The sequence below is a fragment of the Stenotrophomonas sp. YJH_SMC_133 genome (assembly GCF_059370655.1).
Map to the genome: position 1 here is coordinate 86,665 of NZ_JCAFTW010000011.1, position 14,227 is coordinate 100,891.

At 67.5% G+C, this 14,227-nt stretch carries 12 protein-coding genes; 4 read left to right on the plus strand and 8 right to left on the minus strand.

The features are described from left to right. The first annotated feature begins 26 nt into the window (after positions 1-26). Positions 27-728, plus strand: coding sequence for an SGNH/GDSL hydrolase family protein (locus AC5P78_RS16335; protein WP_114619022.1), 702 nt, complete (start codon positions 27-29; stop codon positions 726-728). Positions 729-1,039: 311 nt separating this feature from the next. On the opposite strand, the gene AC5P78_RS16340 is transcribed toward AC5P78_RS16335, so the two are convergent. The 3 genes from AC5P78_RS16340 to AC5P78_RS16350 form a co-directional block, all read right to left on the minus strand. Then, the gene (locus AC5P78_RS16340; RefSeq protein ID WP_495217300.1) at positions 1,040-2,311 is read right to left on the minus strand and encodes a sensor histidine kinase; all 1,272 of its coding nucleotides are present in this window, start codon (positions 2,309-2,311) and stop codon (positions 1,040-1,042) included. 156 nt (positions 2,312-2,467) lie between these two features. Beyond that, positions 2,468-3,181, minus strand: coding sequence for a response regulator transcription factor (locus AC5P78_RS16345; RefSeq protein ID WP_002811889.1), 714 nt, complete (start codon positions 3,179-3,181; stop codon positions 2,468-2,470). Positions 3,182-3,268: 87 nt separating this feature from the next. Then, complete coding sequence (locus AC5P78_RS16350; protein ID WP_012479183.1) at positions 3,269-3,913, minus strand: arylesterase; 645 nt, start codon at positions 3,911-3,913, stop codon at positions 3,269-3,271. A 75-nt stretch (positions 3,914-3,988) separates the two neighbouring features. Between AC5P78_RS16350 and AC5P78_RS16355 the strand changes: the two genes are divergently transcribed. Both AC5P78_RS16355 and AC5P78_RS16360 read left to right on the plus strand, forming a co-directional pair. Beyond that, the gene (locus AC5P78_RS16355; RefSeq protein ID WP_024957309.1) at positions 3,989-4,636 is read left to right on the plus strand and encodes an ABC transporter ATP-binding protein; all 648 of its coding nucleotides are present in this window, start codon (positions 3,989-3,991) and stop codon (positions 4,634-4,636) included. Beyond that, entirely contained in the window at positions 4,633-7,149 is a 2,517-nt protein-coding gene (locus AC5P78_RS16360) for an ABC transporter permease (protein ID WP_099526900.1), read from the plus strand. Before AC5P78_RS16355 ends, AC5P78_RS16360 begins: the two co-directional genes overlap by 4 nt. A 107-nt stretch (positions 7,150-7,256) precedes the next feature. Here AC5P78_RS16360 and AC5P78_RS16365 read toward each other — a convergent pair whose 3' ends face one another. From AC5P78_RS16365 to AC5P78_RS16385, 5 genes are all read right to left on the minus strand, one after another. Continuing rightward, complete coding sequence (locus AC5P78_RS16365) at positions 7,257-8,183, minus strand: DUF6607 family protein (protein ID WP_111151159.1); 927 nt, start codon at positions 8,181-8,183, stop codon at positions 7,257-7,259. Between the two features lie 73 nt (positions 8,184-8,256). Then, positions 8,257-8,856 (minus strand): ChuX/HutX family heme-like substrate-binding protein, encoded by a 600-nt coding sequence (locus AC5P78_RS16370; protein ID WP_005408118.1) that lies wholly within the window; start codon positions 8,854-8,856, stop codon positions 8,257-8,259. Between the two features lie 4 nt (positions 8,857-8,860). Then, entirely contained in the window at positions 8,861-11,104 is a 2,244-nt protein-coding gene (locus AC5P78_RS16375; RefSeq protein WP_414498580.1) for a TonB-dependent hemoglobin/transferrin/lactoferrin family receptor, read from the minus strand. A 153-nt stretch (positions 11,105-11,257) separates the two neighbouring features. Next, positions 11,258-11,452 (minus strand): hemin uptake protein HemP, encoded by a 195-nt coding sequence (gene hemP / locus AC5P78_RS16380; protein WP_005412278.1) that lies wholly within the window; start codon positions 11,450-11,452, stop codon positions 11,258-11,260. 304 nt (positions 11,453-11,756) lie between these two features. Continuing rightward, positions 11,757-12,728, minus strand: a complete 972-nt coding sequence (locus AC5P78_RS16385) for an aldo/keto reductase (RefSeq protein WP_323157296.1) — start codon at positions 12,726-12,728, stop codon at positions 11,757-11,759. 193 nt (positions 12,729-12,921) lie between these two features. Here AC5P78_RS16385 and AC5P78_RS16390 point away from each other — a divergent pair, with 193 nt between their 5' ends. Then, complete coding sequence (locus tag AC5P78_RS16390) at positions 12,922-14,220, plus strand: NupC/NupG family nucleoside CNT transporter (RefSeq protein ID WP_005408115.1); 1,299 nt, start codon at positions 12,922-12,924, stop codon at positions 14,218-14,220. The last annotated feature ends 7 nt before the right edge of the window (positions 14,221-14,227 follow it).

Genomic DNA, 14,227 nt, shown 5'->3' on the forward strand with positions numbered 1-14,227 from the left:
CGTTCCCTTCCCTGCTGGAGCGCCTGATGTCCCGTCGCCGTACCTGCCTGCTGATGCTGGGCCTGCTGACCGCCGCACCGCTGGCCCAGGCCTTGGGCCCGACCACGTCGCCCCGGGTACCCGAACAGGTCTCCAACGTGGCCTGGGCCGGCGACATGGCCCGGTTCGCCAGCGCCGACCAGGCCAACCCGCCGCCCCGCGGTGGCATCGAGTTCATCGGCAGCTCCTCCATCCGCTTCTGGGAGAGCCTGGCCACCGACTTCCCCGGCCAGCCTGTATTCAACCGCGGTTTCGGCGGCTCGGAAGTGCGTGACAGCACCTGGTATGCCGGCCAGATCGTGGTGCCGTATGCGCCGTGCAAGGTGTTCTTCTACGCCGGTGACAACGACCTCAACAGCGGCCGCACCGCGACCCAGGTGCGCGACGACGTGGTCGCCTTCGTGCAGCGCGTGCATCGCGACCTGCCGAAGACCAAGGTCGAGTACCTGTCGATCAAGCCGAGCCCGTCGCGTGCGCACCTGCTGCCGGCGATCAACGAGGCCAACACGCTGATCAAGGCCGCGCTGGCCAAGCTGCCCAACACCGGCTTCACCGATATCTACACGCCGATGCTGGGCGCGGATGGCCAGCCGGATGCGAAGCTGTTCCGCGAAGACATGCTGCACATGACCCCGGCCGGGTATGACATCTGGACCAAGGCGCTGGCGCCGAAGGTCAACTGCAACTGAGCAACCCCATCCACGCATGGCGTGGATGTACTGCGGATCGCGGGAAACTGTCGAAGGCGGGGCGGTGTGGGTTTGCAGGACCGTTGGCGCCATGGATGGCGCCATCGAGCCCCCATGGGTGAGGGCGCTTTGCTTGCGAAGCACTGCTTCGCAAGCGCCCGAACGCACAGCCGCCAGCGGCTGGGCCGGACCCCGGAGGGGGGTTTACGGCGTGTCCTGCAAACCCACACCGCCCCGCCATTCCACGGAATGCCCGCTTTTGATGTTGATGTTGCCTCGGCGGGTGCCGGGCGCAGCCCGGCAAAATCCCTCTACCGGAAGATCACCGTTGCCTCGGTGCCCTGACCCGGCTCGCTGGCCAGGCTGACCTTCCAGCCGAAGCGATCACACAGCCTGCGTACGATCGACAGGCCCAGGCCGGTACCCTGCGGCCGGCTGGGTTCGGCGCGATAGAACGGTTCGAACGCCCGTGACAGCGCCTCGGGGGACATGCCGATGCCGGTATCGTGCACCACCACCCGATCGTTGTGCACATGCACGTCGATGCGCCCCTCGTCGGTGTAGCTGCATGCATTGCGCACCAGGTTGCTGACCACCACCTGCAGCACCCGCGGCGGCGCATGCAGCTGCACCGGGCCATCGCTGTGCAGGTGCACCGACACCGGGCGAGCCCCCAGCAGTTCGTTGGCGTTGTCCACTTCATAGCGGACGATGTCGTTGACGTCGAACAGCTCGATCTGCGGTTCGACGTCTGCCTCGCGGGCCAGGATCAGGAACGCATCGATCACCGCTTCCATGTCGCGGCCAGCCCGCTGGATGCGCTGCAGGCTGCGGCGCAGGCGCGGCTGCAGGCTTTCATCGCCCAGTGCCATGTCGCTGGCAACGCGGATGACGGTCAGCGGCGTGCGCAGTTCATGGCTGGCATCGCGGGTGAAGTTGCGCTCGCGTGCCACGTGCGCGCTGACCCGGTTGGCCAGCGAGTGCAACGCGGCCGCCAGCTGCCGGGTCTCGCCCTGCATGTCCGCCGGCAGCTTGTTGGGCTCCAGGTCGGCCGCTTCCGGATGCCCCGGGTCCCAGCGCGAGACGCGCCGAGCCAGCCAGTTCACCGGCGACACCAGGCGCTTGGACGCGCAGTAGGTCACCCAGCTGGCGCCATACACCGCCAGCAGGGTCAGCAGCACCGGCACGATGCCGAACCAGAACGCCAGCATCTCTGCCCGCGAGCGCAGGAACACCAGATACAGGCGGCCAGCCGGGCGCACATCAACCAGCACCAGCTGGTCGTCCTTGGGCAGTTCGTGGAAGCCGGGCTCCAGGTTGCGCAGGTTGGCCGGCAACGACAGTGCCGACTGCCCGCTTTCCAGCAGGTAGCCGCGGATGTTCTGGGTATTGGGCGGTGGCTGCACCGGGGACGCTTCGTGCAGCGTCCAGTAGTACGCCGCCTCCTCGCGCAGGGCAGCGCCCACCAGGCTGTGCTTGATCACCAGCGAGACCAGCCACGCACCCAGCAGGATGCCCAGGCTGGCCAGCACTGCCTGCAGGATGAAGGCGATACGGATCTTGCGCGGCAGGCCGTGCGGCATTGCGGAGTCCCGGTCAGAGCGCTGCGATTATAGGCAGCGCGCCACGCCGTGCGGGTGCATGGGCGATGACCGGCGGCAGTGCAGACCGGTCATGCCCTGCCCTCGTACGTGGCCACAACCCGGCCGGGCCTGCTGCTGCACCGGCGAGTATCCTGCTCAGGCCATCGGCTGGGCGATGTCGGCAATGCGGTAGCCGGCACTCTGCACGGTGTGCAGCAGCGGACGGTCGAACGGCTTGTCGATGATCTTGCGCAGGTTGTACAGGTGGCTGCGCAGGGTGTCCGAATCCGGCAGGCCATTGCCCCAGATCTCGCGCTCGATCTCCTGGCGGGTGACCACGCGCGGCGATTCGCGCATCAGGATGGTCAGCAGGCGCAGGCCGATCGGCGAAAGCTGCAGCTCGGTGCCGGCACGGGTCGCACGCATGCTGACCGGATCGAGCACCAGGTCGGCCACCTTCAGCACTTCCGAACCGACCTGGCGACGTTCGCGACGGATCAGCGCGCGCAGGCGGGCTTCCAGCTCCTGGATCGCGAACGGCTTGGTCAGGTAGTCATCGGCACCGAAACCCAGGCCGGTGAGCTTGTCGTCCAGCGTGTCGCGTGCCGTGAGCATCAGCACCGGGGTGGACTTGCGCGCATCGTTGCGCAGGCGACGGCACACTTCGATGCCATCCAGGCGCGGCAACATCAAGTCGAGCACCACGACGTCATAGCTGTTCTCCGCCGCAAGGCGGTAGCCATCCAGGCCGTCCTGTGCATAGTCGACTTCGAAGCCGCGACCTTCCAGGTATTCCCCGATCATCTCGGAGATGTTGCGGTTGTCTTCGACCACCAGCACCAAGCCGGAGGTCTCCTTCGTCTGACGCATGTGATTCCCTCTAACTTCAGCTTTGTGAAACATGCCGGATCGACGGTGGACGCGATGTGAAGTTCCGTCAAGGGGTACACAAACGGTTCAGAGCAGCGGCCTCAGCAGCGGCCAGACGTTGTCCAGCACCTTTGGCTGCGCCTGTGCGGTCGGGTGCAGGCCGTCGGCCTGCATCATGCCCGGCTGCAGGGCGACACCCTCCAGCAGGAAGGGCAGCAGCGGCACCTTGTACTGCGTGGCCAGCGCCCTGTAGGCCGCCGCCAGGCGCTGGCGATAGGCCGGCCCGTAGTTGGGCGGCACGTCGATGCCCAGCAGCAGCACCTTCGCGCCCGCCTTCTGGCTGGCCTGCACCATCTTTCCCAGGTTGCCCTGCACCTGCGCCGGGGTCAGCCCGCGCAGTGCGTCATTGCCGCCAAGGGCGATCACTACCACGGTCGGCTTTTCCTTCGCCAGCAGGGCCGGCAGGCGGGTGAGTGCGCCGGCGGTGGTCTCGCCGCTCATGCTGGCGTTGACGATGCGCGCCGGGGTTTTCGACTGCTGCCTGACCCGCTGCTGCAGCAGGCTGACCCAGCCGGCGTCGGCAGGGATATTGTGGGCAGCACTGAGGCTGTCGCCGAGCACCAGCACGGTGCCGGCCGGACCTTTGGCACAGGCCAGCCCGGGCAGCAGCAGGAACCCTAGCAGCAGCACCATCATCGCGCCGGCTCGCCGGCTCCATCCCGTCTTGCGCATTGGAGTCTCCTCATCGACAGCCTGTCCCCCCGCAGCGCGCCCGTCGCCATCGCCGTCGACCAGGTCGGCAAGTCCGTGCAGGGCCCGGAGGGTGAAGTCCACATACTGGACAACATCACCCTGACGGTCCATGAAGGCACCAGCGTGGCCATCGTCGGCGCCTCCGGTTCCGGCAAGACCACCCTGCTCGGCCTGCTGGCCGGGCTGGACCTGCCCAGTCGCGGCCGCATCGCGCTGGCTGGCCAGGACCTGTCGGCGCTGGACGAGGAGGCCCGCGCCCAGCTGCGCGCGCGTGAGGTCGGCTTCGTGTTCCAGAGTTTCCACCTGCTGCCGGCGCTGACCGCCGCCGAGAATGTCGCGCTGCCGCTGGAACTGGCCGGACGCGAAGACCGGGCGCGGGTCGATGAAGTGCTGGCCCAGGTCGGGCTGGCCCATCGCGCCCGCCACTATCCGCGCCAGTTGTCGGGCGGCGAGCAGCAACGCGTGGCATTGGCACGTGCGTTCGTCACCCGCCCGCGCATCCTGTTCGCCGACGAACCGACCGGCTCGCTGGACCACGCCACCGGCCAGCACATCAGCGACCTGCTGTTCGAACTCAACGCCGGCAGCGGCACCACCCTGGTGCTGGTCACCCACGACCTGCGCCTGGCCCAGCGTTGCCAGTACATCCACCGCATCGACAACGGCCGCCTGCTGCCGGTCGAGCGTGGGGCGCAGGCATGAACCTGCTGCGGCATGCGTGGCGCGCACTGCGCCGCGAGGCGCTGGCCGGCGACCTGCTGACCGTGTTCGCCGCACTGGTGCTGGGCGTGGCGGTGATGACCGCGGTCGGCACGCTGGTGAACCGGGTCAACCTGGCACTGACCGGCAGCGCGGCGGAGATGCTCGGCGGCGACCTCGGCATCGCCGGGCGCGATGACCCGCCGCAGGCATTCGCCGACGAGGCGCAGCGGCGTGGACTGGCCTTCACCCGCATCGCCAGCTTCGGCAGCGTGCTGTTCAACGGTGATGCCAGCCAGATGGCCAGCATCAAGGCGGTGCAGGCGGGCTATCCGCTGCGTGGCACGCTGCGGGTGCGCAGCACGCCCGGTGGCGCGCTGATCGCCAACGCCGGCATGCCGCCCAAGGGCCAGGCCTATGCCGACCCGCGCCTGCTGCAGGGGCTGGGACTGAAGGCCGGCGATGATCTCGAATTCGGCGCCGGCACGCTGCGCATCGCCGGCATCATCGAGGCCGAGCCGGATGCCGGCGGCGACCTGCTGACGCTCTCCCCCACGCTGCTGGTCAACCGCGCCGATGTGGAAGGCACAGGCCTGCTTGGCCCCGGCAGCCGCATCAACTACCGGCTCATGTTCGCCGGCTCCGCCGACCAGGTTGCCGCGTTGCGCCAGTGGCTGCTGCCACAGGTGAAAGGCCTTCGCCTGCTGAGCGTGGACGACACCCAGCGCGGCGTGCGCCAGGCCTTTGATCTTGCCGGGCGCTTCCTCGGCCTGAGCGCGCTGCTGGCGGTATTGCTGGCCGGCGTGGCGACCGCGCTGGCGGCCAACCGTTTTGCCCTGCGCCGCATCGACCAGGTGGCGATCCTGCGCTGCCTGGGCGCGCGCCAGCGCGACATCCTGCTTGGCCTGGCGCTGCAGCTGCTGATGCTGGCGGTGCCGGCCTGTGCGCTCGGCATCGGCCTGGGCATGGCCGCGCAGGAAGGCCTGGTGCAGGTACTGGGCAGCCTGGTGCCGCAGCGCCTGCCGCTGCCGGAAGCGATGCCGGCGCTGACCGGCGCCGGCATCGGCCTGTTGCTGCTGTTCGGCTTCGGCCTGCCGCCGCTGCTGCGCCTGCGCGGGGTGCCGCCGATGCGCGTGCTCAACCGCTCCTTCGCCGCCCTGCCCCCGGCCTCGCTGCTGGCCTACGTAGCAGCGCTGGCGGCGAGCCTGCTGCTGGCGGTGCAGGTGACCGGTGATCTCAAGCTGGCGCTGTGGGTGCTGGGCGGCCTGGCCGCGTTGGCGGTGGCGGCCGGCGTGGTCGGTTTCGTGCTGCTGCAGCTGCTGCGCGGCCTGCAGCACCGTCTGCACGGCCACTGGCGGCTGGGCCTGGCGGCGCTGACCCGGCGCCGGATGCTGGCGGTGATGCAGCTGGTCGGGCTGTCGCTGTCGCTGTGCGCGCTGTTGCTGCTGGCGGTGACCGGCCCCGGCCTGCTGCAGCAGTGGCGCGAGCGACTGCCTGCGGACACGCCGAACTACTTCCTGATCAACATCCAGCCCGAACAGCGCGACAGCGTGCTGGCCGCGCTGCGTGGACTGGGCGCCAACGACGCCAGCATCGAACCGATGGCCACCGGCCGCCTGATCGCGATCAACGGCAAGCCGCCGCTGCGCGTGGATCGCTCGCCGGACCAGAGCGGGCAGCCGGCGTCAGGCGAAGCCCAGCGCGATGACGACGACGAGAACCGGCCGTTGAACTTCAGCTGGCGCAGCAGCTTCCCGCCGGCCAACACGCTGATGAACGGCACCTTCTGGACGCCCGACAGCACGGCGGCGGAGGCGTCGGTTGAAATCGGCTGGGCCAAGCGCTACGGCGTGTATCCGGGCGACCGCATCACCATTGCAGTTGGCGAGCAGGAGCGCGAGTTCACCGTGACCAGTGTGCGCAAGGCCGACTGGAACACCTTCCGGCCGAACTTCTTCGTGCTGCTGAATCCGAATGCGGTGGGCGACACCCCGCACAACCTGCTGTCGGCATTCCACCTGTCGGCCGGCAAGGCAGCCGGACTGGGCGAGCTGATACGCGCGCAGCCCAACCTGTCGCTGCTGGACGTGGACGCGGTGATCTCGCAGGTGCGCGATGTGATGGAGCGGGTGGCACAGGCGGTGCAGCTGGTGATGGTGTTCAGCCTGCTGGCCGGCGTGCTGGTGCTGCTGGCCGCACTGCAGGCCACGGCGGGCGAGCGCCGCTACGACAGCGCGGTGCTGCGCACGCTGGGCGCGACCCGGCGCCAGCTGCGTGGCGCGGTACTGGTGGAATTCGGCGCGCTGGGCACGCTGGCCGCGTTGCTGGCGGTGGGCGCCGCGGCTGCGATCGGCGTGGCGGTCTCGCAGAAGGTGTTCGAGCTGCCGTTGCTGCCGCCGTGGCCGGGCCTGCTGGTCGGCGGCGTGGTCGGCATCGGGCTGAGCCTGCTGGCGGGCTGGTGGGGTACGCGGGCGATCCTGCATACGCCACCGGCATTGGCGCTGCGCGAGGCCTGAGGCGGCGCCGAACCGGGGCGCGTGCCGAGCAAGCTCGGCACCTACCAAGAGCCCAGGACGGCGCTGCCAGTGTTCAAGGAACAAGCGCATCCACGCATGGCGTGGATCTACTGGGCCTTTTCCACGTACTTGGCGAACACGTCGTCAATCTGCTTGTCCTTCACCTTCTTGCCGGCCTGGATCTCTTCGGCCTGGGTGAACAGCGGAATGATCATCGCCATGCCGTCGATCCTGGTCTTCAGGTGCACGCCCGGGGCCTGGGTCAGGAAACCATCCCAGCGCTGGCGCACCTTGGCCCAGTAGCCGGCGGTGGCCTTCCAGTAGTTGCGCGCCGGGGTGAAGTCGACCTCGGTGGTCTTCACGTAGTCGTTGAAGCCGAACTCGCGTGCGATCTCCACCTGGCTGCCATCGGCGTTGCGCTGCACCTTGGTGTTGAACTGTTCGTGGGTCCAGCCGTTCGGGGTCAGCGTATGGCGGTTGACCACAGCCAGCGCGTTGTAGTCGCTGCGCTTGGTGTACTCACGGCGCGGCAGCGGGCGCCAGCTCAGATCGCTGGTCCAGCTCGGCACGTTGTTGGTGTAGGTCCAGGTGCCGGTGCCGCAGTAGCGCGGTGCGTCGCTCACTTCGTACACGCACTGGGTCCAGGCGCCCTGGTTCACCGCCGACGGAATACTGCGCACCTTCCAGGTCTGGTCGGCGCTGAACTCGAAACGGTTCGGTGCTTCGTACACCCAGTCCTGGCGCCAGTGCTTGGTGATGTGGCCGCTCTTTTCATCCAGCAGCAGGTGCTGCAGCACGATGCGCTTCGGGGTGTTCTCGACCACGATGACCACTTCACTGCCGCCGCTGCGCATCGCCGGTGCACGCTCGTAGCCCGGCTTCAGCAGCACGGTCTCGTCGAAGGCGAAGTCCACGGTGTACTCACCCTGCATGGCGAGGATGCTGTCGTGGTCGCGGGCGATATCGGAGGGCTGCGCGCTGGCCACGCCGCTGGCGGCGAGCAGCAGCATGGCGCTGGCTGTCTGGAGCTTCATCGGGGTCTTCCTTCGGGGTTGCAGATTCATTGAGGGGCCATCCGTGGCCAACGGGCGTTCCATCAGGAGAGGGTCACAGGCGGATCAGCGGCAGGTCGCCGGGAATCTGGGGCGCCGGACGCCGGGCGGCGTCGGCACAGCAGCAGTCGTCGATCGCCAGCTCGCCTTCAGCACCTTCCAGGCGTGCGATGCGGCGCGCGGTGGCCGCGCCCAGCGAGGACAGGGTCGACAGACTGGCGGCCAGCGTGCGTCCGTCGTCGGCGGCATGCAAGCGCAGCGCGCACAGGCGCCAGCGCTGGCCGCCAAGATGGCCGGCCAGGCGCCGCCACAGGCGTTCGCCAACGCTCGCCTCGCTGTCGTGTTCCGGTCCCGGCGGCAGCGCCGCGACCAGACGGTCCCAGGCCAGGAAATCGCTGTCGGGCAGCAGGTACAGGCGCCACACGCAGCGGCCGCGTCCATCAAGGAAGCACAGGCTTTCGCGCAGGCCCTCGCTGTCCACGCCCTGGCAGGCGTGTACGCGTACGGCCTGGCGCCAGCCGCCCAGCTCGTTGCCGTCGGCGTGGTACAGGCACAACACGGTGCCGAGCGTGGCCAGCTGTGCCGGGGTCGGCCAGGCCGCGCTGTTCGGCGCGGCGATGGAGTCATTCCTGCGTGCGGACAAGGCTCGGCTCATGAGATCACCAGGAAACGGCAAGGCTGGCGGAGAAGGTGCGGCCCGGGCTGCTGAAACGATCGCTCAGTGCGCGATCGGTGATCAGGCTCGGGGTGATCGACGACCATTCGATGTAGCGCTTGTCGGCCAGGTTGAACACGCCGACATTGAAGGTGGCACCCGGCGCGAAGTTCCAGTGCGCCATCAGGTCCAGCACGCCGTAGCCGGCCGGCTGGTAGACGAACGGCGCCGGTGCGTTCGGATTGGTCTGCGCCGCAGGCGGCGGCAGGCGCTTCTTGCGCTGCACGAAGGTACCGGCCAGTTCGACGCCCCAGGTATCGGTGTCGTACATCAGGCCCAGCGTGCCACGCAGCGGATCGACCGAGGCCAGCGGTTCGTCATCGGTCCGGTTGTCACCACGCGACCATGCCAACGCACTGCGCAGCGCCCAGCCCTTCAGCGCCGGGCTGAGTTCGCCGAATTCGATGCCGGCCTTCATTTCCGCGCCATAGATGCGCGCGTCGGCGATGTTCTGCGACTGGAACACGGTCAGACCCTGTGCGTTGCGACCGGTATCGACGTTGGACTGGATGAAATCCTTGTAGTCGTTGTAGTAGCCGCTGACGCTGACGTACGCCGCCGGCGCAATGAAGCGCAGGCCCAGTTCGTAGCCGTCGCTGGTTTCCGGCTTCAGATCCGGATTGGCGATGGCGGTATAGCGGAAGGCGACGTTGGTCAGGCCGATGTTGACGTCGTTGTACGGCGGCGAACGGAAGCCACGTGCATAGCCGGCGAACAGCGACCATTCGTCGGTGAAGCGCCAGACCATGCCCAGCTTCGGCGACACGCTGGTCTTCTTCAGCTGCGCCACGGCCGTGGTCGGGTTGTCTTCGGCGAAGATGCCGTCCACTTCCGGCTTCAGCTCGTAGCGGTCCACGCGCACGCCCGGCACCAGCGACAGCCTGCCATCGGCAAAGCGCATCTCATCCTGTGCATACAGGCCCAGCTCGGTGGTCTTGCTGATCGGGAAGTCACGCACCGGGAAGGTGTCCGGCAGCACCGTGTTGCTGACCACGCCAGCCTTGCTGACCTGATAGCCGTCGCGCTTCTGGCGGATCTCGGTACGGGTGCCTTCGAAACCGTAGGTCAATGCGTGCTCGACGCTGCCGGTGGTGAACGCCTTGTTGAACTGCGCCTGCAGGCCATAGGCATGCTGGTCGAAGGAGAACACGCGGTGGCGGCGGGTGCCGTCGGTGCGGGTCTCGTCGGTCTGCTGCCGGGTTTCGCTGTTCTGCGCGTACACCTGCCAATGCAGGCTGTCGGCGAACGGCTGGTCCAGCGCATCCATCTCGTGGGCGAAGGACACGCGGTTGCGCTTCTGAGTGTCGTGGGACTTCATGCCAGTGGCCACAGGCATCGCGCCGGGGCGCGGTGCAACGCTGGCAATCGCCGACAACACATTGGTATCGGTGGTGTCTTCGTTGCCTTCCACGGTCAGGCGGAAGCGCTGGTCCTCGCTGGGTGCATAGACCAGCTTGCTGAGCAGGCTGCGGCCGTCGCGATCCTGCGGATTGGCCGCGGTGCGGGTGTCGTTGTCGCTGCGTACCGTGCCCTTGTTGTCCGTTTCCTGGCCCTGATGGTGGTTGACGTTGACCAGGCCGCTCCAGTGGTCGCCACCGAAGGCGGCGGTGGCACCGCCGAGCAGGCCCTTCCACTCACCGTCGTAGCCGAACTTCAGGCCGAAGTAGCTGTTCTTGCCGTCCTTGAGATAGTCGGCCGGGTCTTTGGTCACGAACGCGACCACGCCACCGAGTGCGTCGGAGCCGTACAGCGAGCTGGCCGGTCCACGCACGATCTCGACGCGCTTGAGCGTATCGAGGTCGGTGAAGTTGCGGTTGGAACTGGCGAACGAACCGATGTCGAACCGGGTCGGCATGACGATGCCGTCGGTCTGGATGCGCACGCGGTTGCCGTCCAGGCCACGGATGCGGAAACCATCCAGGCCGAAGCGGGTCGCGCTGCGGGTGACCGACAGGCCCGGCTCGTAGCGCACCAGATCCTTGATGTCCTGCACCAGGTGCCGGTCCATCTGCTCACGGTCGATGACATCCACCGTTGCCGCCACGTCGCTCACCGCCCGCTCGGTGCGGGTGGCAGTGACCTGCACCCGATCGAATTCGCGCGCATCGGGGGCAGCAGTGGCAGCAGCGTGGGCGGACAGCGGCAGCGCCATCCAGACAGCAAGGCAAAGGGCGGTATGGCGGGTCATCGGGTTCGTTCGGTCAGGCAGGGGAACCCCCGGTTACCGGCACACCCGGAAGGTGCACGCGGTAGACCGAGGGGGAGAGAGCGGGAGCGGACGGGTCGCCCACCCTGTCGGCGCTGCCGGCAGGAGGGAGGGAGGCGGGCGACCAGACCGCGATTACTTGGTCAGGATCAGCTTGTCGTTGCTGGTGTGCCGCAGGCGATAGAAGCGGTCGCCGTGCTGGATCAGGATTTCACGACGGCCCTTGAGCAGGGCTTCGCTGTCGATGACCTCTTCCGGCGGAACGACGCGGACCGGACGATCGCGGAGGGTCAGTGTTTCGGGGCGCAGCAGTACAGGTTGAGCATTCATGAGCATCTGGACTCGTGCGAGGGACGAGTTAAATGATAATGATTCTCAGTTGACAATCAACAACCATTCTCAATTTGATTGATGGGATTAATGATCGAATTCCGTAATCCGATAGATCGCATCAATTAAATGGCGACGCAGGTGTGTAGAGTCGACTGTTGGTCGACTGCTGTTGCTCGAAGCAGTCGGTTATTCGAAGCAGTCGACTGACAGTCGACTCTACCGTTCCCGTTCCCGTTCCCGTCCCGTTCCCTCGGCCGAACCGGCCCGAGCGAGGCCCCCGAGGCCCGGCCGGCCCCGGGGTTCAGGCGAAGACGGCTTCGACCTGCGCCCAGCCGGCCGCGTCGACCTGCTCCAGCACGTCCAGTGCCTTCAGGTTCTGCAGCAGCTGGCTGACCCGGCTGGCGCCGAGGATCACGCTGGAAACGTTCGGGTTGCGCAGGCACCAGGCGATGGCCAGCGTGGCCGGGGCGTGGCCCAGCGCGCGTGCCACCTCGCTGAAGCGCCGCACCTGGCCCAGGCGGGCCCCGGCGTCGGCCCCCAGCACCAGGTCCTGCAACCACTCCATGCCTTCCCGCCCCAGCCGTGCATCGGCCGGAATGCCCTGGTCGTACTTGCCGGTGAGCAGGCCCGACGCCAGCGGCGAGAAGATGGTGGTACCCAGGCCGGCACCGGCATACAGCGGCGCGTACTCGACCTCGACCCGCTCGCGGTGCAGCAGGTTGTACTGCGGCTGCTCCATCGACGGGCCCTGCAGGTTGCGCGCCTCGGCGATGTCCAGCGCCTGCTGGATCTGCACCGCCGACCACTCCGAGGTGCCCCAGTAGAGGATCTTGCCCTGCCGCACCAGGGTGTCCATCGCATGCACGGTCTCGGCGATCGGCGCGTCCGGATCCGGGCGGTGGCAGTAGTAAAGGTCCAGGTAGTCCACCCGCAGGCGCTTGAGTGCAGCGTGGCAGGCGTCGGTCACGTGCTTGCGCGACAGCCCGCGCTGGGTCGGCCGCGGGTCCTTGGCGCTGCCAAAAAACACCTTGCTGGACACGCAGAAACCGTCGCGCGGCAGGCGCAGGTCGGCGATCACGTCACCCATGACCTGTTCGGCACGGCCGTTGGCATAGCCCTCGGCGTTGTCGAAGAAGTTGACACCATGATCCCAGGCGGCGGCCATCAGGTTGCGCGCCTCATCACGCGGGATCTGGTCACCGAAGGTCACCCAGGCGCCGAAGGAAAGGGCGGAAATCGGCAGGCCGGTGGAGCCCAGGCGACGGTATTGCATGCGAATCTCCTGCTGCGGGCCCGCATCCGGGCCGGGATCGACCCCCATTCTACCTGCCGCCGCCAGCCGCAAGCCCTTGCCGTTGCTGGCCTGATCGGTACCGTTGGCCGCGCGCACGCTGCTTTTTCTTGCCCCGGCCCCTGCCCTGCACTAGGCTTCCCGTTTTTCGCGACGCCCCAGGGGAGTCACTCACATGGTCGAAGGTTTGGGCAGGATCGGCTTCGGCCTGTTCGGGTTGGCGGTGCTGATCGGCATCACCTGGTTGTTTTCCAATAACAAGCGCGCGGTTGACTGGAAGCTGGTTGCCACCGGTATCACCCTGCAGATCGCCTTCGCGGCGCTGGTGATCCTGGTGCCGGGCGGGCGCGACGTGTTCGACGCGCTGGGCCACGGCTTCGTCAAGGTGCTGAGCTTCGTCAACGAGGGTTCCGGTTTCATCTTCGGCTCGTTGATGGACACCAAGAATTACGGCTTCATCTTCGCCTTCCAGGTGCTGCCGACCATCATCTTCTTCTCGGCGCTGATGGGGGTGATGTACCACCTGAACATCATGCAGGCGATCGTGCGCGTGATGGCGTGGGCGATCACCAAGGTCATGCGTGTGTCCGGTGCGGAAACCACCAGCGTCTGCGCCAGCGTCTTCATCGGCCAGACCGAGGCGCCGCTGACCGTGCGCCCGTACATCGCCAGGATGACCCAGTCCGAGCTGCTGACCATGATGATCGGCGGCATGGCACACATCGCCGGCGGCGTGCTGGCGGCCTACGTGGGCATGCTTGGCGGCGGCGACCCAGCGCAGCAGGCCTTCTACGCCAAGCATCTGCTGGCGGCCAGCATCATGGCCGCGCCGGCCACCTTGGTCGTGGCCAAGCTGCTGATCCCGGAAACCGGCACCCCGCTCACCCGCGGCACGGTGAAGATGGAAGTCGAAAAGACCTCCAGCAACATCATCGACGCGGCTGCGGCCGGCGCCGGCGACGGCCTGAAGCTGGCGCTGAACATCGGCGCGATGCTGCTGGCCTTCATCGCCCTGATCGCGCTGCTGAACGCCCCGCTGACCTGGATCGGTGAAGTGACCGGCCTGGCTGCGCAGATCGGCAAGCCGACCAACCTGTCGACCATCTTCGGCTACCTGCTGGCCCCGATCGCCTGGGTGATCGGTACGCCGTGGGCCGATGCCACCACCGTCGGTTCGCTGATCGGCCAGAAGGTCGTGATCAACGAGTTCGTGGCCTACACCGAGTTGTCGCAGATCGTGAACGGCCAGGTGGCTGGCGTCAGCCTGTCCAGCGAAGGTCGCCTGATCGCGACCTACGCGCTGTGCGGCTTCGCCAACTTCAGCTCGATCGCGATCCAGATCGGCGGCATCGGTGGCCTGGCTCCGGAACGTCGCCACGACCTGGCCAAGTTCGGCCTGCGCGCGGTGCTGGGCGGTACCATTGCCACCTTCATGACGGCGACCATCGCCGGCGTGCTGACGCACTTCAGTTGAACCCTTG

Bases quoted from the DNA above. Each gene is read 5' to 3' on its own strand.
- hemP (WP_005412278.1), bottom strand. From the start codon at position 11,452: ATGAATGCTCAACCTGTACTGCTGCGCCCCGAAACACTGACCCTCCGC.
- AC5P78_RS16340 (WP_495217300.1), bottom strand. From the start codon at position 2,311: ATGCCGCACGGCCTGCCGCGCAAGATCCGTATCGCCTTCATCCTGCAG.
- AC5P78_RS16385 (WP_323157296.1), bottom strand. From the start codon at position 12,728: ATGCAATACCGTCGCCTGGGCTCCACCGGCCTGCCGATTTCCGCCCTT.
- AC5P78_RS16360 (WP_099526900.1), top strand. From the start codon at position 4,633: ATGAACCTGCTGCGGCATGCGTGGCGCGCACTGCGCCGCGAGGCGCTG.
- AC5P78_RS16375 (WP_414498580.1), bottom strand. From the start codon at position 11,104: ATGACCCGCCATACCGCCCTTTGCCTTGCTGTCTGGATGGCGCTGCCG.
- AC5P78_RS16370 (WP_005408118.1), bottom strand. From the start codon at position 8,856: ATGAGCCGAGCCTTGTCCGCACGCAGGAATGACTCCATCGCCGCGCCG.
- AC5P78_RS16335 (WP_114619022.1), top strand. From the start codon at position 27: ATGTCCCGTCGCCGTACCTGCCTGCTGATGCTGGGCCTGCTGACCGCC.
- AC5P78_RS16350 (WP_012479183.1), bottom strand. From the start codon at position 3,913: ATGCGCAAGACGGGATGGAGCCGGCGAGCCGGCGCGATGATGGTGCTG.
- AC5P78_RS16345 (WP_002811889.1), bottom strand. From the start codon at position 3,181: ATGCGTCAGACGAAGGAGACCTCCGGCTTGGTGCTGGTGGTCGAAGAC.
- AC5P78_RS16390 (WP_005408115.1), top strand. From the start codon at position 12,922: ATGGTCGAAGGTTTGGGCAGGATCGGCTTCGGCCTGTTCGGGTTGGCG.
- AC5P78_RS16365 (WP_111151159.1), bottom strand. From the start codon at position 8,183: ATGAAGCTCCAGACAGCCAGCGCCATGCTGCTGCTCGCCGCCAGCGGC.